Below are 19,600 nucleotides of genomic sequence, written 5' to 3'. Positions count from 1 at the left end.
CCATCCCCGACCACAAGGCCGAACGCCTGGAGTTCGTACGCAACGAACTCGCCGCGATCGGCATCATCCCGCCCGACACCTCGCACCTACGCATCACCCCGGTCCGCCCCGGCGACCAGGACGCGCCTCCGCGCTCGCATCTGGTCATGGCACGCGTCTCGGCCCGCATCAGCCAGCATGCGCAATACACGATGGCCCGCCTCGTGAACAGCGAAGGACCACCAGGTGACGGCACGGTTCCACGTGAAACCGTTGCAGCACAACAGAATTCGATAGATCAGATAGCAGCGTAGGGAGGGGGAGGCGTGGATATCGAGCGGCTTTGGACGATTGATGACGTAGCCGAGTTCCTGAATGTTCCGCCGGATTCAGTGCGCGAGTGGCGGAAGAAGGGTTACGGCCCTCCGGCGCGCAAGGTGGGCAAACACCTGCGCTGGTACCCGGCTGCGGTTCGTGACTGGTTCGACCAGTTGCCCGTGGACGACGCGGCATAGGCGGGGCCTGCCATGTCGCATGTGCAAGACCGGTGGTTCACCGACGTGCCTGATCCGGAGAATCCGGGCAAGGTCATTCGGGTCAAGACCAAATTGTATGGCAAGGGTAATCGGTACAAAGTCCGGTTCATCGCGCCGGACGGTACCGAGGATTCGAAGACCTTTCCGGACAAGCGTAAGAGTCAGGCCGAAGCGTTCCGGGTGTCGGTGGATTCTGCGATGCTGGAAGGACGCTACGTCGATCCTCGCGCCGGTCGCAGGTTGTTCCGTGATCTCACGGTCGATTGGCTGGAAGGTACGTCGGCGGATCGATCCAGCCGGGGTACAAAACAGAGCCAGTTGGACAATCAGATCCTGCCGTTCTTCGGCAAGCGCACCGTTGCCAATGCCGCGACGGTGACGGCGGTCCGGGACTGGCTGAAATGGCTGGATGATCGCGGTCTCGATCCGGCGTACCAGGCGCAGCTGTTCGGCCAGCTCTCCTCGATCATGGAGCTGGCTACCGCGCGTCACATGGTTCGTGAAAACCCCTGTAAGTCGAAGGAGATCGCGCGTCCGAAAGTCGGGCAACGCAAGTTCATTCCCTGGACCGAAGCGCGCACGAGTGCCATATGGGCGGCGTTGCCCGATCGCAACAAGATCGTGGTTCCGCTGGGGCGTGGTATCGGAATGCGCCAGGGGGAGATTCTGGGGTTGTCTCCGGATGACATTCGGCGTGCTGACGGCTTGGTCGACATCCAACGCCAGATTCGGCGGGTAGAAGGCGTCCCGGTGTTCTCGCTGCCCAAGGGCAATAAGACTCGGGTCGCTCCGCTGGCGGTGGAGGTACTGGACGAGATTGATCGGTACACCGAGCAGTTCGAGCCGGTAGAGGTCACCTTGCCGTGGCGTCATCCTGGCGGGCGCCCGGAGACGGTGCGGTTGCTGATGACGCGCGAGGACGGCAAGACCTGGTACGGCGAACTGTTCAACGCGACGGTGTGGGCGGGTGCGTTCCGGACAGCGGGGCTGACACGGCGTCGGCGGATCGACGGCCTGCACGCACTGCGCCACCTGTACGCGTCGGATCTGCTCGGCAATGGTGTCTCGGTCAAGGAGTTGGCGGACTACCTCGGGCACGCCGATCCGTCGATCACGTTGAAGTACTACGCGCACCTGATCCCGTCGAGCTACGACCGTGCTCGGGTGGCGATCGGGGCGGCTCTACGGCCTGGCGCTCAGCTTGAGACGGCCTGCACACGGCCTGAGGCAGTTGTCGGCGTGAATCCGGGCGGGGCGGGGAATCCTGCGGCTCTGGTGCTGGTTGAATGAACGCAGGCCGTGAGCTGCGAAGGTGGGGCAGTGGGGCGGCGATCATGATTCCCCAGACCGATAGGCTTGTGTATATGGCTGAGTTCATTTACCAGATGAAGAAGGTTCGCAAGGCGCACGGCGACAAAGTCGTGCTCGACGATGTCACCTTGAACTTCCTTCCCGGCGCCAAGATCGGCGTCGTCGGCCCGAACGGCGCAGGTAAATCCAGCGTGCTGAAGATCATGGCCGGACTGGACCAGCCGAACAACGGTGACGCCTTCCTCGCCCCGGGCGCCACCGTCGGCATCCTGCAGCAGGAACCGCCGCTCAACGAGGAGAAGACCGTCCGCGGCAACGTCGAGGAGGGCATGGGCGAGATCAAGGTGAAGCTGGATCGCTTCAACGAGATCGCCGAGCTGATGGCCACCGACTACTCCGACGAGCTCATGGAGGAGATGGGCAAGCTCCAGGAGGATCTGGATCACGCCGACGCGTGGGATCTGGACTCCCAGCTCGAGCAGGCGATGGACGCGCTGCGCTGCCCGCCGCCGGACGAGCCGGTCACCAACCTCTCCGGTGGTGAGCGCCGCCGGGTGGCGCTGTGCAAGCTGCTGCTGAGCAAGCCCGACCTGCTGCTGCTGGACGAGCCGACCAACCACTTGGACGCCGAGAGCGTGAACTGGCTCGAGCAGCACCTGGCGCAGTACCAGGGCGCCGTGCTCGCGGTCACCCACGACCGGTACTTCCTGGACAACGTCGCCCAGTGGATCCTCGAGCTGGACCGCGGCCGCGCCTACCCCTACGAGGGCAACTACTCCACCTACCTGGAGAAGAAGGCCGAGCGGCTCGAGGTGCAGGGCAAGAAGGACCAGAAGCTGCAGAAGCGGCTCAAGGAAGAACTCGCCTGGGTGCGTTCCGGCGCGAAGGCCCGGCAGGCCAAGAACAAGGCGCGTCTCGGCCGGTACGAGGAGATGGCGGCCGAGGCCGAGAAGATGCGGAAGTTGGACTTCGAGGAGATCCAGATCCCCGCGGGCCCCCGTCTGGGCAACGTCGTGGTGGAGGTCGAGCACCTGGACAAGGGCTTCGGCGACCGCCAGCTGATCAAGGACCTGTCGTTCACCCTCCCGCGCAACGGCATCGTCGGCGTGATCGGGCCGAACGGCGTCGGCAAGACCACGCTGTTCAAGACCATCGTCGGGCTCGAGCAGCCCGACAGCGGCGAGGTGAAGGTCGGCGATACGGTCAAGCTGAGCTACGTCGACCAGAACCGCGCGGGCATCGACCCTAAGAAGACGGTCTGGCAGGTGGTCTCCGACGGGCTGGACTACATCGAGGTCGGCCAGCAGGAGATGCCGTCGCGCGCCTATGTGAGCGCGTTCGGCTTCAAAGGCCCCGACCAGCAGAAGCCGGCGGGCGTCCTGTCCGGTGGTGAGCGCAACCGGCTGAATCTGGCGATGACCCTCAAGCAGGGCGGCAACCTGATCCTGCTGGACGAGCCGACCAACGACCTCGACGTGGAGACCCTGGGTTCGCTGGAGCACGCGCTCGAGATGTTCCCCGGCTGTGCCGTGGTCATCTCGCACGACCGCTGGTTCCTCGACCGCACCTGCACCCACATCCTCGCGTGGGAGGGCGACTCCGACAACGAGGCCAAGTGGTTCTGGTTCGAGGGCAACTTCGAAGCCTACGAGGCCAACAAGGTCGAGCGGCTCGGCCCGGACGCGGCCCGCCCGCATCGGGTGACGCACCGCAAGCTGACCCGCGGCTGACTTCGTCACGGCGGGTGGGTGCACGACGTAGGACGCACCCACCCTGCCCGGAGTGGCGAAAGATTTGTGCGCAACCTCGGGCGGGATCGCTGTCCCTCTTGCCGGGCGATCCGGTGGCCCGACCACGGCTGTCCGCCACCGTTCGATGCGGGCGGCGCTCGGACCGGATGGCGGCGAGTCGATTTCGTCGTGCGTGATCCGCTGCCACCGCGGAGAACGCGCGGAGGTCGGGCGGCGGTTTCTGCTGCTGCCCAGCGTTTGCTGGTGCGCCGTGGGAGGCGGCGAGGCCGGATAGTAGAGCCGGGAGCGGGCGACGAACGCTCTCGGTGGGACGGCGCGAAAAGTCTCTGCGGCCGAACGCGGAAACAGGAGTGACACCTACCCGCGCGTAGCTCGCTAGTGTGGAGATGTGAATGCGCAGGCGCAGTTCGAGCAATCGGTGGCTTCGGTCGCCGGCGCGGTGGCCGAGCTGACCCGAGGTACCGGTGCGGCGCCGCTGCCGCCGCGGATACGACCTGTAGCGCTCACCTGACGTTCGCGGGTCCGATTCTGTGCTGTGCCCGAGGTCATCGCGTGCGATCTCGGCACACGAGCGGCGAACTGCGCGGTCGCGGTGAACTCCTGCATGTCGAAAGGGAATTCACCCACGCGTCCTCGGCGCACAGTTACTCTCGGACCGGCGTCACTTTGTTACGGAACCGATATCCGAGGGAGTTGGCGAAAAATGACCGTCTCGTCCGAATTGTCCAGCGCGGCGTGGGCCGCGGGTTTGCCGCAGTCACTGCGCGGCGAACTCGCGACGCTCGAGGAAGCGTACTTCCGCCACGTCGACGCGGGCGATGTGGACTGTGCGATCACCGGCATCACCCAGATCTTCCGCAGGCATTTGGAGTTGGCCGTGACCCGTCGCCCGGGTCGTGCGCTGGTCCGGGTTTATCACCCGGATGACGCTTCCGGGATCGGTGCGGCGGTGCAGATCGTCACCGACGACATGCCGCTGCTGGTCGAGTCGATCAGTTCGTCGCTGAGCCGGATCGGCGTGAGCGTCAGCGAGATCATCCACCCGATCTTCGAGGTCGAGCGGGACGAGCAGGGCCGGCTGACGCACGCCGCCGCGCACGAGGTGGACGGCACCGGCGCGGCCGGGCTGCGCGAATCCTGGATGCATGTGCAATTGCACCCGTCGACCAGTGCGGCGCTGCTGGCCAAGGTCGAATCCGCGATGCCGGATGTGGTGGACGACGTGCGTCAGGTGATCGGTGACACCGAGGCCATCAAGGAAGCGCAGAGCAAGCTGGCCGACGACCTGGAGCGGGCCGCGCGATCCGGGACGGCGCCGTTCGAACCGGCCGAACTGACCGACACCGCCAACCTGCTGCGCTGGCTGGCCGGGGGGAATTTCACCCTCCTCGGATACGCGCGCTACCGGCTGAGCACCGATCAGGGCAGGGAGATGACCACCGTCCTGCCCGCCACCTGCCTCGGCGTACTGCGTCCGGACGTGGGCACCGACTTCCACGTGCCGGTAAACGGCGGCGACCGTCCGCTGCTGACCCTTACACAGGGACTGGTTCCGGCTACCGTGCATCGTGCGGTGTACCCGTACTTCGTCAGCGTCGCCGACTTCGACGCGAACGGAGCGGTGGTCGGCGAGCACTTGTTCATCGGCGTCTTCACGGTCACCGCCGTACACGAGAACGTCCTGGACATCCCGGTGATCGAGCGCCGAGTGCGCACGGCGATCGAGGAGAGCGGATTCGACCTGGAATCGTTCTCCGGTCAGGCGATGCTCGAGGTCATCCAGTCGTTCCCCCGCACCGAGCTGTTCTCCGCCGACGGCGAGACGCTGCGCCGCACCGCCACCGCCGTACTGAGCGTGGGCTTGCGCCGCCAGGTGCGCCTTTTCCTGCGCGCGGACACCTACGGCCGCTATGTCGCCTGCCTGGTCTACCTGCCCCGTGACCGGTACACCACCAGGGCGCGGCTGGAGATGCAGGAAATCCTGGTCCGCGAACTGGGCGGGGTATCCATCGACTACTCCGCGCGAGTGGGCGAAAGTGATTTGGCGCGTGTGTATTTCACGGTGCGCATGCCGGAAGCCGAGCACGGTGCCCCGCGGCGGACGCCGCCCGTCGCCGACACTTCCGAGCCCAACCGGCTGCGTCTGCAGAACCTGCTCGCCGAGGCGACTCGTACCTGGGACGACCGCCTGAACGACGAGGTGAGCACGTCGACGGTGCTCGACCCCGCCGTGGTGCAGCAGTACGCGGAAGCCTTTCCCGAGGGCTACAAGCAGGATTTCGCCGCGCCCCGCGCGCTGCGGGACATCGTGCGCCTGGAGCGGCTGCGCGACGGCGGTATCGACCAATATCTGTACCGCAAGCCGGGTTCGGCGCCGGGCTCATGGCGCTTCACGTTCTACATCGGTGGAAGCGGGATCTCATTGAGCCAGGTGCTTCCGCTGTTGCAGAGCCTCGGCGTCGAGGTGGTCGACGAGCGGCCCTACCAGATCGAGCTGGAGGCCGCCGACGGCACTGAAGGCGGTGAGCGGTGGATCTACGACTTCGGCCTGCTCGCCCGCGCGGAACTGCTGCGCAGTTCGCTCGATCGGGATCTGGACGCGGAACTGCTGGAGTCCTCCAAGCGCGCCGACGTGCTGGAGGCGGAGGTGCGCGGGCTGCGGGAGCGGTTCGTGGAAGCCTTCGAGGCGATGTGGTACGGCCGCGCGGAGGCGGACGGCCTGAACGAACTCGTACTGCGCGCCCGGCTGCCGTGGCGGGCCGTCTCGATCCTGCGCACCTACGCGAAGTATTTGCAGCAGGCGGGTTTTCCGTACAGCCAGGCCAATATCTGCCGTGTGCTGCTCACCTATCCGGATATCGCGCGCCTGTTCGTCGACCTGTTCGCGGCGCGCTTCGATCCCGACACCGTCTCCGCCGAGCACGCCGCGGAACTGGAGACGCAGGTGCGCGGCCGGATCGACGAGGTGGTCAGCCTGGACGCGGACCGCATCCTGCGCGCGATCCTCGGCCTGATCAAGGCGACGCTGCGCACCAATTACTACGTGACCGACGCGGAGGGCAAGCCGCGCGACTATGTCTCGGTGAAGGTGGAACCCCGGGAGATCGCCGAATTGCCCAGACCGAAGCCGCAGTTCGAGATCTTCGTGTACTCGCCTCGGGTGGAGGGCGTGCACCTTCGGTTCGGTCCGGTGGCCCGTGGCGGATTGCGGTGGTCGGACCGCTTGGAGGACTTCCGTACCGAGATCCTGGGTCTGGTCAAGGCGCAGGCGGTGAAGAACGCGGTGATCGTGCCGGTCGGCGCGAAGGGCGGCTTCGTGGTGAAGCAACCGCCGGCGGCGACGGGCGATCCGGTCGCGGACCGGCAGGCGCTGGGTTCCGAGGGCGTGGCCTGCTATCGCACGTTCATCTCCGGCCTGCTGGATGTCACCGATAATGTGGACCGCGCGAGCGGGGAGGTGCTGCCCCCCGCCCGAGTCGTGCGGCGCGATGGTGACGACACCTACCTGGTGGTGGCGGCCGACAAGGGCACCGCGACGTTCTCCGACATCGCCAACGATGTGGCCCAGAGTTACGGCTTCTGGTTGGGCGACGCGTTCGCCTCCGGTGGATCCGCGGGATATGACCACAAGGCGATGGGCATCACCGCCAAGGGCGCGTGGGAGAGCGTGAAGCGGCACTTCCGCGAGATGGACATCGATACGCAGACCCAGGACTTCACCGTGGTCGGCATCGGGGACATGAGCGGCGACGTCTTCGGTAACGGCATGCTGTTGTCCGAGCACATCCGCCTGGTGGCCGCCTTCGACCACCGGCACATCTTCCTCGATCCCGATCCGGACGCGGCGCGTTCCTACCGGGAGCGGCAGCGGATGTTCGCGCTGCCCAGGTCGTCGTGGGCGGATTACGACACGTCGCTGATCAGTTCCGGCGGAGGTGTGTGGGACCGCACCGTGAAGGCCGTGCCGATCAGCCCGCAGGCCAGGGCGGCGCTGGGCCTCGGCGATGACGTCGTCTCGCTGTCGCCGCCGGATCTGGTCCGCGCCATCCTGCTCGCACCGGTCGATCTGCTGTGGAACGGCGGGATCGGCACCTACATCAAGGCGAGCACCGAGACCAACGCCGAAGTGGGCGACAAGTCCAACGACCCGGTGCGCGTCAACGGGAACAAGTTGCGGGTCAAGGTGATCGGCGAGGGCGGCAACCTCGGTGCGACGGCGCTGGGCCGCATCGAGTTCTGCCGCAACGGCGGCAAGATGAACACCGACGCCTTGGACAACTCGGCGGGCGTGGACTGCTCCGACCACGAGGTCAACATCAAGATCCTGCTCGATGCCGTCGTCTCCGGCGGTCAGCTGCCGCCGGACGACCGGAATCCGCTGCTGGCCTCGATGACCGACGAGGTCGCGCAGATGGTCCTGCGGGACAACGTGGCGCAGAACTTCCTCATGGGTATCTCGCGCACCGAGGCGTCGCAGATGCTGAGCGTGCAGATGCGGCTCATCGAGGATCTCGAAGAGCGTCGCGGCCTGGATCGCGAACTCGAGGCGCTGCCCTCGGATCAGGAGATGAAGCGCAGGCTGGAAGAAGGCTCCGGGCTGGCGTCGCCGGAGCTGGCCAATCTGATGGCGCACGTGAAGCTCTCGCTCAAGGCCGATCTGCTCGATTCCGACCTGCCCGACAGCCAGTACTTCGCCATGCGGCTGCCGGATTATTTCCCGACACCGCTGCGCGACCGCTTCGGGGCGGCGATCAAGCGGCACCGGCTGCGCCGGGAGATCGTCACCACCATGATCGCCAACGAGATGGTGGACTACGGCGGCATCACCTACGCGCACCGGTTGAACGAGGAGGCCGGCGCCACCACCACCGACGCGGTGCGCGCTTTCGCCGCCGCCAGTGGGATCTTCGACCTGCACAAGACGTGGACGCGAATCCGCGCGTGCGACGCGCCCACGTCGGTGCGCGACCTGCTCGAGCTGGAGACGAAGCGCACGCTGGACCGGGCGTCCCGCTGGCTGCTGAGCAACCGGCCGCAGCCGATCGCGGTGGGCTCGGAAATCAGCCGGTACCGCGCCGACGTGCGCGAACTGGCCCCGAAGGTGCCGGGATGGCTGCGCGGACACCACGTCTCGACCCTCACCGACCGGTCCGCCGAGCTGATCGCCCGCGGCGCGCCGACCGATCTGGCCACCGAGGTCTTCGGCCTGCTCCACCTGTTCCCCCTGCTGGACATCGTGGACATCGCCGACATCACCGACCGGGACGGCGACGAGGTCGGCTCGCTGTACTACGCGCTCAACGATCACCTCAAGATCGACTGGCTGTTGCAGGCGGTCAGCCACCTCGAACGCGGCGACCGCTGGCACGCGCTGGCGCGGCTCGCGCTGCGCGACGACATGTACGGGTCGCTGCGCTCGCTCACCCTCGACGTGCTCTCCGGAGGCGACCCCGAGGAGACGGCGGATGAGAAGATTGCATACTGGGAGTCGAAGAATCAGTCCCGCCTCGGCCGAGCCAGGGCGGCGCTGTCGGAATTGTTCGAGTCCGGAACCCACGATCTCGCCACGTTGTCGGTTGCAGCGCGGCAAGTGCGGAGCATGGTGAGCGGGGTGGGCGCTCAATCGGAGGTACCACGTTGACGAGTTCGGTGAGCGGAATTGGGAAAGCGGCGGGCAGCCTCGTGCTGCCCAGGCGTTTCCACGCCAAGGTGGACGTCAGGTGGTCGGACATGGACGTGTTCCAGCACGTCAACCATGCCCGGATGGTGACGTTGCTGGAGGAGGCGCGGATTCCGTGGCTGTTCGAGGACGGTCGTCCGACCGCCCCGCTGCGCGAGGGATGCGTACTCGCCGACCTGCGGGTCCGCTACCGCGGCCAGCTGCGGCACGAGGACACGCCGCTGGATATCGCCATGTGGATCGAGCAGTTGCGCGCGGTCGACTTCACCATCGGCTACGAGGTGCGGGCGGCGGGCGCGCAGCCCGATTCGCCCGCGGCCGTGGTCGCGTCCACGCAGATCGCGGCGTTCGACATGCGGGCGCAGCGATTGCGCAGGCTCACCGACGCCGAGCGTGATTACCTGTCCGAATGGATGGAGTGAGTGGCCGCGCGTCGATGATCGTCGAGTGCTGACGGCGGAGCTGCCGTGATAGCGGAACAACGAGTGCTGCGTGTGCCGGATCCGGCGGAGCGAGAGAACCTCGCGACGTTTCTGAGCAGGGCCGTGCGGCTGGACCCGGCGGCGGTGGTGCGCTTGCGCCGCCGCGGGGAGAAGTATGTCGCGGCCTGGGTGGCGACGGGTTTCGAGGCGCTGGCCATGCGCACGGTGGTCGCCGAGCTCGGTGTCGACGACGTGACCGTCGGCGCCGATCTCGTGCTGGCCGGTTCGGCGAGCGGCGGTCCGATCGACCTGGGATTCTCGATGGATTCCGCGTGGCGCGGCGCGCTGCCGCCCACGGACGGTTTCGCGCACGTCGACGACGTGCCCGCGCGCACCCTGGTGGAACTCGCCGAGCAGGGTGCACAGCTGGCGAAGGAACACTCCAGCGGCCACGGCCCGCCCGCCTCGTTGCTCGATCAGGCGGTGCTGACCGTGTCCGGCGCGGGCGCCCGCGTGCAGGTGCCGATGCGGGTCGTCTTCGCGCTCACGGCCATGGACTTCATCCCGCATTCGGGGGAGAAGGCCGACGCCCGCCGTATCCCGACCGCCGAGATCGTGCGTGTCCGGGCGACCAGGACATGGCTGCGGCTCGACGCCCGCTACGGCTCCGTGGCTCGGCGGCTCGGCGGAGGGATTCCCCTGCTGCCGCATTGAGTGCTGCCGCATTGAGCGTGCCGCGCGCCGAAACCGCCGCGGGCTGGACACCGTTGCGCTGCTCGAATGCTACGTCCGTGTCGTCGAGTGCACCTTCAGCTCGCTGCTTCCACGTAGACGCCGCGTCCCGTCGATGCGCTCGGCCCGGAGCAGCGGGAGAGCGGTGCGAGAGTCGCTATCGACGCGCGACGGTCCTCGGGGACCGAAAATGCTTCCCGGACCACCGATTGTGCTGCCTCGCAATACTTTCGCTCCACGATGTGGCGGTTTCGCGGCGCTGTAGGCTCGCCTCGAGGGGTGGATCGCCCGCTGGTGCCGGTGGGCGGTGTGCTGCCAGCGGTCGCGCGTATCGACGGTTGCCCGCGCGGGGTGTTGCGGCGCCGTTGGCACGCTTCGAAGGTGGGTCGCCCGCTGGTGCCCCCGTGGGCGGTGTGCGGCCAGTGGGCGCGCGTTCGACAGTTGTCTGCGCGGGGTATTGCGGCGCCGTCGGCCCACTTCGAGGGTGGGGCGCCCGCTGGTGCCGACGGCCGGTCGTGCTGCCGTCGGTCGCGCGCATGATCCGCTGACGACGGATCGTTGTGCGCCGGACCGGCCTTTCGCGAGAATCGAATTCGTTCCGGACGGTCAGCATCGAGCTCAGCTGTGCCGTACGCGGCGTTATTCGTGCGCGCGAGGCGGACCCGGTAGCACGTGGACGCCCGGGAACGATCGATGGTATGGGCGGCGCCGTCGGCAGGAGGGGACGGCGCCGCCCTTCGCGAAAAAAGGTGGCAGAAAGCGTGTTCGGGCCCGTCAGGGGACGCCGATCGAGCGAAGGAGTGCCGCCGTCGCGGCGGCGGCGAGCATGACCAGCAAGATGGGGCGTTGGTACCAGGCCAACCCTCCGCCGACGAGAACGCCTGCGGGCACGGCGAATCCGAGGCTCGCGGTGCCGATCGGCAGGGTGGTCACGGCCACCACCGCGGCCAGCAGCACGACGGCGCCGATTTCCAGCATGCGCACCGCGCGCGCCGGAATGCGCACCCGCTCGCGCAGCGCGGGCCCGGCCCAGCGAAACGCGTAGGTGCCCGCGGCGAGGGCGATGATTCCGGCGGCCAGCATCACGCGGCTCCCTGTGCGGCCGACGGCTCAGGCTTCCCCCGCGCCGCGACCAGCACCCCGCAGAGGGCGAGGAGGACCGGCAGTCCGGTGGGCAGGAACGGAGCGCAGGCCAGCGCGATCGCCGTGCCCGCACCCACCGCGGCGAGGGTGGTGCGATCCCGCAGAGCCGGCAGCACCAGCGCGAGCAGGACTGCGGGAAACACCGCGTCGAGCCCGAACGCCGATGTGTCCGGAACCACCGATCCGATCAACGCCCCGATGGCCGCGCCGCCGGGCCAGGCGAGCAGTACCCCCGCGCCCGTGAGCCAGTAGGCCGCCCGCCTGCGCCGCGCGTCGGGCTGCGCGATGGTCATGGCGACCGACTCGTCGTTCATCAGATGGACGCCCAGTGACCTGCGCCAACCCGTGCCCACCGCGTCGGGGACAGACAGTCCGTACGGCACATGCCTGGCGTTCACCAGCAAACCCGCCAGCACCGCCGCGATCGGACTGCCCCCGGCGGCGACGATGCCGATGAAGAGGAATTCCGAGCTTCCGGCGAGCACCACGCAGCCGAGCAGGATCGGGAGCCAGATCGGCAGGCCCGACGCGACCGCGGTCGCCCCGTAGGAGACCCCCATCACGCCGACGGCGAGACACACCGCCCCGATGCCCGCCATCACATCCCGATCGAGTGTTCGCCATATCGAACGCATGTTGTTTATAGTGAACATGGCGCCCGGTTCCGTCAATATGGTTTTCTGTCGCTATTCGCACGACCACAGGTTTCGAGCGAAGCGAGACCGAAGACGTAGCGCCACGGACGACGCAGAACAAACGGAGCGGGTATGACCGAGCAGGACGCGACGACAACACCCCAGGCGGTGATCGCCGCCGCGCTGCGCCGCGAGCGCACTCGGGCCGGGTTGTCGCTGAGCGAGGTCGCCGGCCGGGCGGGTATCGCGAAATCCACGCTGTCACAGTTGGAATCGGGCACCGGGAATCCGAGCCTGGAAACCCTGTGGGCGTTGTGCGTCACCCTGGATATGCCGTTCTCCCGATTGCTCGACCCGCCGCGCCCGAGCGTGCACGTGATTCGTGCCGGTGAGGGCCCGGTCGTCGCGGCCGAGCAATCCGAATACCGGGCGACCCTGCTGGCGGCCGGACCGGCCAATTCCCGCCGCGATCTGTTTCGGATCACCGCGGAGCCGGGGCATGCGCGCCGATCGGATCCGCACATCGCCGGTGTGGTCGAACATGTACTGCTCGCCGAGGGGCGCGCGCTCGTCGGACCGGTCGACGCGCCCGTCGAACTGCACCCGGGCGATTACATCGCGTACCCGGGTGACCGGCCGCACGTGTTCGAGGCGCTGGCCTCGCCGACCTGGGCGACGCTGGTGGTGGAATACACCTGACCCTCAGGCGGCGCCTTCGCCGAGATACTGCAACCACACGGGGTCGAGTTCGGCGGTGGTGGACAGCAGGCGCCAGTGCGGGCCCTTCGGCGAGACCAGCGGGGCTCGCAGCGTCCAGCCCAGCTCGCTGAGCAGCTTGTCGGCTTTGCGGTGGTTGCACGGCGCGCAGCTGGCGACGCAGTTCTCCCAGGAATGTTCCCCGCCGCGGCTGCGCGGGATGACGTGATCGATGGTCTCGGCCTTGCCGCCGCAGTAACCGCAGCGGTAGCGATCGCGGTGCATGAGGGCGGCGCGGGTCATCGGCACCCGGGCGCGGTACGGGACGTGGACGTAGCTGCGCAGGCGGATCACGGAGGGGATGGCCACCGCCGTCTCGGCGGAGTGGACTACCGGCCCTTCGTCACTGTGATGAATGGCGTCGGCCTTGTCGCAGATGAGCAGGACGATCGCGCGGCGCGCGGACAGAGCGGTGAGTGGCTCGTAGGTGGCGTTCAACAGCAACACCCTGGTCTTGAGCCAGTTCGTGCCTTCGGCGGGCGGGGCGGTGGGGCGGGGGCCGTGGTCGTGATGGCCACGATGTCCACCCGGATGATGGTCGGACACGATGTGCAGCGGAGTAGCCCCCGACCCACGATTGTGGACGTCGGCGGGCTGGAGTTGTCGGTGCGCTCGCGCCTCGTGTGATCGGGCGCTGTGCCGCTGCTTCATCTCGACCTCGATTTCATGATTGGCAGGATCATGTGGTATCTGCAAAGCAGAGACTGTCACCCAGTTGACCATGGAATGTCGGGCATTGCACGGTGATTTTCAACAATGTCCGGTTAACTGTGGCTGAAGTGCCATTTCAGCGCGATGTTCCGGTTGCCGAGCGGCAGCGCGAGGGCAGTGCGGCGGCAGTCCCCCCGCGCGGGCACAATGGACAGCGGCGCATCCGGTGAATCGAGAGGGTCTATGACTTCGGGCGAGCAGACGGCGACGTCGTTCTACGAGGCGGTCGGTGGGGCGGAGACGTTCCAGCGGCTCGTCGCGACGTTCTATCGCGAGGTGGCCGCCGACGAGGTGCTGCGCCCGCTGTATCCGGAGGAGGATCTCGGCCCGGCGGAGCGGCGCTTGCGAATGTTCCTCGAGCAGTACTGGGGCGGTCCGCGCACCTACTCCGACGAGCGCGGCCACCCCCGCCTGCGCATGCGGCACATGCCGTTCACCATCGGACCCATCGAGCGGGACGCATGGCTGCGGTGTATGCGCATCGCGGTCGCCGAGATCGAGCCGGAAACCCTGGATGACGAGCATCGCAAGGCGCTGCTGGACTACTTGGAGATGGCGGCCAACTCCTTGGTGAACGCCCCGTTCTGACAATGCCTTCGCCATGGGGCGGCGGTGTGTTTTCTACCGCGTTGTGGTGACGGCGGATTCGCTGGCGAACACGGGTGGCGGAGGCATTGCGCCTGAGAGACGGTGTAGAGCAGGGTTTTTCGCCTCCGTACGGGTCGCTGCTGAACATTTGCCCGCGATTCGAAAGCTCATCTCGCCTGAAGGCTTTCGCGCCGAAACTTTGGCACTATTGCGGATGTGAGTGATGCACCAGCCGTAATGGCGCCGGTGGATCCCACCACTCAGTCGTGGTGGCGGTCGGCCGTGTTCTACCAGGTTTATCCGAGATCTTTCGCGGACTCGAGCGGAGACGGGGTCGGCGATCTCGGGGGAGTCCGGGACAAACTGGGCTATCTCGAACTGCTCGGGGTCGACGCGCTGTGGATCTGCCCCGTCATGCGTTCGCCGATGGCCGACGGTGGCTACGACGTTGCCGACCCGCGTGACATCGATCAGCTCTTCGGCGGGCTCGCCGCGATGGACGCGCTGATCGCCGAGGCGCACGCCCGCCGGATCAGGGTGACCATGGACCTGGTGCCCAACCACACCAGCGACCGGCATCCGTGGTTCCGCGCGGCACTGGCCGCGGCCCCCGGCAGCCCGGAGCGCGACCGGTACATCTTCCGCGACGGCCGTGGGCCCGGCGGCGCCGAGCCGCCCAACAACTGGCCGAGCATCTTCGGTGGCCCGGCCTGGACGAGGATCACCGAACCCGACGGCACACCCGGCCAGTGGTACCTGCACATCTTCGCCCGGGAACAGCCGGACCTGAACTGGTCGAATGCCGAGGTCGCCGCCGATTTCGAGCAGACGCTGCGGTTCTGGCTCGACCGGGGGGTGGACGGGTTCCGGATCGACGTCGCGCACGGCATGGCCAAGCCCGAAGGTTTGCCCGATATGCCCCAGTTGTCCGTCTCGGCCCTGCTGGCGCACGACGACAGCGACCCGCGGTTCAACAATCCCGCTGTCCACGACATCCACCGCCGGATCCGCAAGGTGGTCGAGGAATACCCCGACACGGTGACCATCGGCGAAGTGTGGGTGAACGACAACACCCGCTTCGGCGAGTACGTACGCCCCGACGAACTGCACCTGGCGTTCAACTTCCGCCTCGCGGAATCGTCGTTCGACGCCGAGGCGGTGCGCGACGCGATCGACAACTCGCTCGCCGCCGTCGCCCCGGTCTTCGCCGTCCCCACCTGGACGCTGTCCAACCACGACATCGAGCGCGAGGTCACCCGGTACGGCGGCGGCGCGCTCGGCGTCGCGCGCGCTCGGGCGATGATCCTGCTGGAACTGGCGCTGCCCGGCGCGGTGTTCATCTACAACGGCTCCGAGCTGGGGCTGCCCAACGTCGACGACCTGCCGGACGATGTGTTGCAGGATCCGGTGTGGGAGCGCTCCGGGCACACCCAGCGCGGCCGTGACGGCTGCCGGGTGCCGCTGCCGTGGGAGGGCGCCACGCCGCCGTACGGGTTCACCACCGGAACGCCGTGGCTGCCCATGCCGCCGGACTGGGCGCCGTTGACCGTGGAGGCTCAGCTCGAGGAGTTGGGGTCGACCCTGTCGCTGTATCGCCTCGGTATCGAGCTGCGCTCGCTGCGTCCGGAGTTCGCGGGGGAGCGGGTCGAGTGGTACGGCAGCCCGCCGGGCTGTCTCGCGTTCCGCCGACCGGGCGGACTGGTCTGCGTGCTCAATGCCTCGGACGCGCCGATCCAGCTACCGCCGGGAGACGTGCTGCTGGCCAGCGCGCCGGCCGAGGGCGGCCAGCTGCCGCCCAACGCGGCGGCCTGGTTGGTCTGAGACACGGCGAAACTCCCAGCTCGGCGCCGGTGCCGTCGACTCGGACGGCGTTCCGGCGCCACCGGACGGAGAACTACTACAGAGGATCGTCTACCTTTGACCCGTGAGCATTCTCGAGACAGTGCTGATCTTCGCCGGCATCCCGCTGGTGATCTACGGCGTGATCGCCGGATTGTCGTTCCTCGGTAAGCCGCTGCCTGGCGAGAAGCCGGTCCACTTCGCCCTCGGCCAGAAGTGGACCCAGCCGCCGGTGCTGTGGAGTGCCACTGAAGAGGTGATCGGCTCGGGTCACCACTTTCCGGAAACGCCGCATGGACAGCATGCGGCCATCGAGTCCACCGAGGTGGAGCTGATCGGAGGACGGGCAAGTGGCAGGTTCTAAGTGGCCCGCGGTGGTCGAAGCCGATTTGCCGCACGGATACGCCATCACCACCAGCGGGCGCGTCTCCGGCGTGCACGAGGCGGGCGACGTGTTCAAGGAAGCGCCGTTCAACGATGAAGAGCGGCTCACCATGGACAACGTGCTGACCGAGGCGACCCGCGCGACCAAGGTGCGCTTCAACGTCTACATCGGCGATCTGGGCGAGGACCCGGCCGCGGCCGCGGACGCGATCTTCCCCGGCACGCCCGAGGCGACGCACTCGGTGCTGATCGCCGTCTCGCCCAACGAGAAGGCGATCGAGGTGCGATCGGGCAAGGAGGTCGCCGACCGTGCGAACGATCGCGTCTGCCAGCTCGGCGTCACCGCCGCGCTGAGCTCGTTCCGCCAGGGTCAGCTGATCGACGGCGTGGTCTCCGCGGTGCGCGTGATGGCCGCTGCCATCGGCAGGTAGTTTGCTGTCGTAGTCCGGCGCTCCACCCGTTCGGGTGGAGCGCCGGTTTCGTCTACGGCTGGGCGTCGAAGGCGCGGGCGCGCAGCGAGCGTTCGATGCCCGCCTTGCCCTCGCTGACCAGGCGGCGCAGCGCCGGCGGGTGGTCGCCCGCGAGGAACTTGTCGGCGACGGCCACCGCGTCCTCGCTGATCGCCCAGTGCGGGTAGAGGCCTACCACCACGGTCTGGGCGACTTCACTGGAGCGGCGCTCCCAGACGCCGGGCACCTCGGCGAAATATCGCTCCACGTAGGACGTGAGCAGCTCACCTTGTCCGGCGGGCGCGAAGCCGCCGACGATCGAGCGGGCGGTGACGTTGGGCACCGAGTCGTCGCCCATCACCGTCGCCCACGCCTGCTCCTTCACCTCGGCGATCGGACGCGCCGTCGCCGCGGCGGCCGCCTGCCGCTTGCCCGCCGCGGTCGGGTCGTTGGACAGCTCTTGGTCGATGACCGGCGTGTCCAGCCCGTCGGCGTCGACCTCGCCCGCCGCCGCGAGCGCGGCGAGAAGCCGCCAGCGCAGATCGGTGTCGACGACCAGACCGGGCAGCCCGACCTTCGCCGGATCGCCGTCGAGCAGTTCGCGCAGCACCTCGGTGTGCCAGGCCGACAGCTTCGCTCCGGTCAGCGCGTTGACGAAGGCCAGCTGGTGGTCGGAGCCCGGCTCGGCCTCGCGTGCCAGCTCCAGCAGTCGGTTCGCGTATTCCGGCCAGCCGGTGGCCGCGGCCCATTCGGGATCGGCGTAGCTGCTCAGCGTGGTGTTGGCTTGCATCAGCAGCCGCTGCACCACTCCGATCTCGGTCTCGGCGCCGACGCCACGCTCGACCAGCGCCACGAAATCGCGGGCGCGGAACTCCGCCTGGCGGGTCATCTCCCAGGCCGCCGACCAAGCCAGCGTGCGCGGCAGCGGCTCCGCGATGTCGGCGATGCGGTTGACCAGCACGTCGAGCGAATCGGCATCGAGGCGGATCGAGCAGTAGGTGAGATCGTCGTCGTTCACCAGCACGAACGTGCCGCGCGGCACGCCGACCAGCTCGGGCACCTCGGTCCGTTCGGCGGCGTCGAGGTCGAGCTCGACGCGCTTCGTGCGCACCAGCTTTCCGTCCTGCTCGTCGTACACGCCGATGGCCAGGCGGTGCACGCGCCGCTCACCGGCGCCGGGCTGCGCGCCTTCCTGCACCACCGCGAAGGAGCCGAACTTCCCGTCGGCGTCCACCTCGAAATCCGGGCGAAGGATGTTCAGCCCGGTGGTCTTGAGCCACTGCGCGCCCCACGTGGACAGATCGCGACCGGACGACTTCTCCAACGCCGACAGCAGGTCGTCGAAGGTGGCGTTGCCGTAGGCGTGATCGGCGAAGTAGGCGCGCAGACCGGCCAGGAACGGCTCCAGGCCGACATAGGCGACGAGCTGCTTGAGGACGCTGGCGCCCTTGGCGTAGGTGATGCCGTCGAAGTTCACCTCGACCGCGGCGAGATCGGGGATGTCCGCGGCGATCGGGTGGGTGGAGGGCAGCTGGTCCTGCCGGTAGGCCCAGGACTTCTCCACGTTCGCGAACGTGGTCCACGCGCTGGCGTATTCGGTGGCCTCGGACTGGCACAGCACCGACGCGAAGGTGGCGAACGACTCGTTCAGCCACAGATCGTCCCACCACTTCATGGTGACCAGGTCGCCGAACCACATGTGCGCCATCTCGTGCAGCACGGTCTCGGCGCGGCGCTCGTAGGACGCCCGGGTGACCTTGGACCGGAAGACGTAGTCCTCGAGGAAGGTCACCGCGCCAGCGTTCTCCATCGCGCCCGCGTTGAACTCGGGGACGAACAGCTGGTCGTACTTGCCGAACGCGTACGGCACGCCGAAGTTGCGGTGGTAGAAGCCGAAACCCTGCTTGGTCTCGGTGAACAGCCGCTCGGCGTCCATGTACTCGGCCAGCGAGGCCCGGCAGTAGATGCCCAGCGGGATGCTGCCGTGCTCGTCGGTGTAGACGTCGGTCCACTGCGCGTACGGGCCCGCGATGAGCGCGACCAGGTAGGTGCTCATCTTCGGCGTGGTGCGGAACACGTGCTTGCCCGGCTCCGGCGCGAGCGTCTGCACGACGGCGGCGTTGGAGATGACCTGCCAGTCCTCCGGCGCGGTGACGGCGAGGTCGAAGGTGGCTTTGAGGTCCGGCTGGTCGAAGCAGGCGAACATGCGCTTGGCGTCGGCGGTTTCGAACTGCGAGTACAGGTACACGGCCTCGTCGGCGGGATCGACGAACCGGTGCAGGCCCTCGCCGGTGTGCGAGTACTCGCAGTCGGCCTCAACCACCAGCTCGTTGCGCTCGGCCAGGCCGGTCAGCGTGATCCCGGTCGACTCGTCGTAGTCGGAGACGTCCAGCGCGGTGCCGTTGAGTACCGCCGAGCGCACGTCGCGCGCGACGATGTCGATGAACGTGCTCGCGCCCGGCGTCGCGGTGAAGGTCACGGTGCTGCGGGAGAAGAAGGTGTGCTCGCCCGGTTCGCCCGCGCCGTCGGTGAGGTCCAGCTCGACGCGGTAGTTCTCGACCGACACTGTCGCGGCGCGTTCGATCGCTTGGTCGCGAGTGAGATTGGGTGCGGACATAAGGCTCCTTCGGAGTCGAAGAACTGGCACGGGCGACACCCACAATGCCACCTCGGCGTAGCGGGCC

General features: G+C 67.8%; 16 protein-coding genes and 1 pseudogene. 13 read left to right on the top strand and 4 right to left on the bottom strand.

Going from position 1 to position 19,600, the window contains the following annotated elements:
* The 8 genes and pseudogenes from NG1_RS37645 to NG1_RS32095 form a co-directional block, all read left to right on the top strand.
* Positions 1 to 293 (top strand): annotated as a pseudogene (locus NG1_RS37645) (hypothetical protein); the annotation flags it as partial.
* A gap of 12 nt (positions 294 to 305) precedes the next feature.
* Positions 306 to 494 (top strand): helix-turn-helix transcriptional regulator, encoded by a 189-nt coding sequence (locus NG1_RS32125; protein WP_217275408.1) that lies wholly within the window; start codon positions 306 to 308, stop codon positions 492 to 494.
* A 12-nt stretch (positions 495 to 506) separates the two neighbouring features.
* Entirely contained in the window at positions 507 to 1,805 is a 1,299-nt protein-coding gene (locus NG1_RS32120; protein WP_062977198.1) for a tyrosine-type recombinase/integrase, read from the top strand.
* A gap of 74 nt (positions 1,806 to 1,879) precedes the next feature.
* Entirely contained in the window at positions 1,880 to 3,556 is a 1,677-nt protein-coding gene (gene ettA / locus NG1_RS32115) for an energy-dependent translational throttle protein EttA (RefSeq protein ID WP_062977196.1), read from the top strand.
* A 409-nt stretch (positions 3,557 to 3,965) separates the two neighbouring features.
* Positions 3,966 to 4,088: a hypothetical protein gene (locus NG1_RS38905; RefSeq protein ID WP_281218377.1), complete on the top strand. Its 123-nt coding sequence runs from the start codon at positions 3,966 to 3,968 to the stop codon at positions 4,086 to 4,088.
* A gap of 192 nt (positions 4,089 to 4,280) precedes the next feature.
* Positions 4,281 to 9,218: an NAD-glutamate dehydrogenase gene (locus tag NG1_RS32105; RefSeq protein WP_062977192.1), complete on the top strand. Its 4,938-nt coding sequence runs from the start codon at positions 4,281 to 4,283 to the stop codon at positions 9,216 to 9,218.
* Positions 9,219 to 9,226: 8 nt separating this feature from the next.
* On the top strand, positions 9,227 to 9,679 hold the full coding sequence (locus NG1_RS32100; protein ID WP_281032518.1) for an acyl-CoA thioesterase: 453 nt from the start codon (positions 9,227 to 9,229) through the stop codon (positions 9,677 to 9,679).
* A gap of 45 nt (positions 9,680 to 9,724) precedes the next feature.
* Positions 9,725 to 10,393, top strand: a complete 669-nt coding sequence (locus NG1_RS32095) for a DUF8185 domain-containing protein (protein ID WP_084499356.1) — start codon at positions 9,725 to 9,727, stop codon at positions 10,391 to 10,393.
* A 792-nt stretch (positions 10,394 to 11,185) separates the two neighbouring features.
* Here NG1_RS32095 and NG1_RS32090 read toward each other — a convergent pair.
* Both NG1_RS32090 and NG1_RS32085 read right to left on the bottom strand, forming a co-directional pair.
* Positions 11,186 to 11,494, bottom strand: a complete 309-nt coding sequence (locus tag NG1_RS32090; protein WP_062977190.1) for an AzlD domain-containing protein — start codon at positions 11,492 to 11,494, stop codon at positions 11,186 to 11,188.
* On the bottom strand, positions 11,494 to 12,189 hold the full coding sequence (locus NG1_RS32085) for an AzlC family ABC transporter permease (RefSeq protein ID WP_062977188.1): 696 nt from the start codon (positions 12,187 to 12,189) through the stop codon (positions 11,494 to 11,496). Before NG1_RS32085 ends, NG1_RS32090 begins: the two co-directional genes overlap by 1 nt.
* A gap of 132 nt (positions 12,190 to 12,321) precedes the next feature.
* Here NG1_RS32085 and NG1_RS32080 point away from each other — a divergent pair, with 132 nt between their 5' ends.
* The gene (locus NG1_RS32080) at positions 12,322 to 12,888 is read left to right on the top strand and encodes a helix-turn-helix domain-containing protein (RefSeq protein WP_062977186.1); all 567 of its coding nucleotides are present in this window, start codon (positions 12,322 to 12,324) and stop codon (positions 12,886 to 12,888) included.
* 3 nt (positions 12,889 to 12,891) lie between these two features.
* Here NG1_RS32080 and NG1_RS32075 read toward each other — a convergent pair whose 3' ends face one another.
* Positions 12,892 to 13,596, bottom strand: a complete 705-nt coding sequence (locus tag NG1_RS32075) for an HNH endonuclease (RefSeq protein ID WP_174315501.1) — start codon at positions 13,594 to 13,596, stop codon at positions 12,892 to 12,894.
* Between the two features lie 243 nt (positions 13,597 to 13,839).
* Between NG1_RS32075 and NG1_RS32070 the strand changes: the two genes are divergently transcribed.
* From NG1_RS32070 to NG1_RS32055, 4 genes are all read left to right on the top strand, one after another.
* Positions 13,840 to 14,244, top strand: a complete 405-nt coding sequence (locus NG1_RS32070; protein WP_062977185.1) for a globin — start codon at positions 13,840 to 13,842, stop codon at positions 14,242 to 14,244.
* 237 nt (positions 14,245 to 14,481) lie between these two features.
* Positions 14,482 to 16,065 carry a glycoside hydrolase family 13 protein gene (locus NG1_RS32065; RefSeq protein ID WP_062977183.1) on the top strand — a complete coding sequence of 528 codons (1,584 nt, stop codon included), beginning with the start codon at positions 14,482 to 14,484 and terminating at the stop codon, positions 16,063 to 16,065.
* Between the two features lie 103 nt (positions 16,066 to 16,168).
* Positions 16,169 to 16,447: an aa3-type cytochrome oxidase subunit CtaJ gene (gene ctaJ / locus NG1_RS32060; RefSeq protein WP_062977182.1), complete on the top strand. Its 279-nt coding sequence runs from the start codon at positions 16,169 to 16,171 to the stop codon at positions 16,445 to 16,447.
* Positions 16,434 to 16,898 (top strand): DUF5130 domain-containing protein, encoded by a 465-nt coding sequence (locus tag NG1_RS32055; protein ID WP_062977180.1) that lies wholly within the window; start codon positions 16,434 to 16,436, stop codon positions 16,896 to 16,898. The genes ctaJ and NG1_RS32055 overlap by 14 nt, the downstream gene beginning before the upstream one ends.
* Before the next feature lie 52 nt (positions 16,899 to 16,950).
* Here NG1_RS32055 and pepN read toward each other — a convergent pair whose 3' ends face one another.
* Positions 16,951 to 19,533 (bottom strand): aminopeptidase N, encoded by a 2,583-nt coding sequence (gene pepN, locus NG1_RS32050; RefSeq protein WP_062977178.1) that lies wholly within the window; start codon positions 19,531 to 19,533, stop codon positions 16,951 to 16,953.
* Positions 19,534 to 19,600: the final 67 nt, after the last annotated feature.

The sequence above is a fragment of the Nocardia gamkensis NBRC 108242 genome, from assembly GCF_001612985.1.
Classification (GTDB): Bacteria; Actinomycetota; Actinomycetes; order Mycobacteriales; family Mycobacteriaceae; genus Nocardia; species Nocardia gamkensis.
Note: the sequence above shows the minus strand (reverse complement) of the source record. Positions and strands in the feature narration are given on the sequence as shown.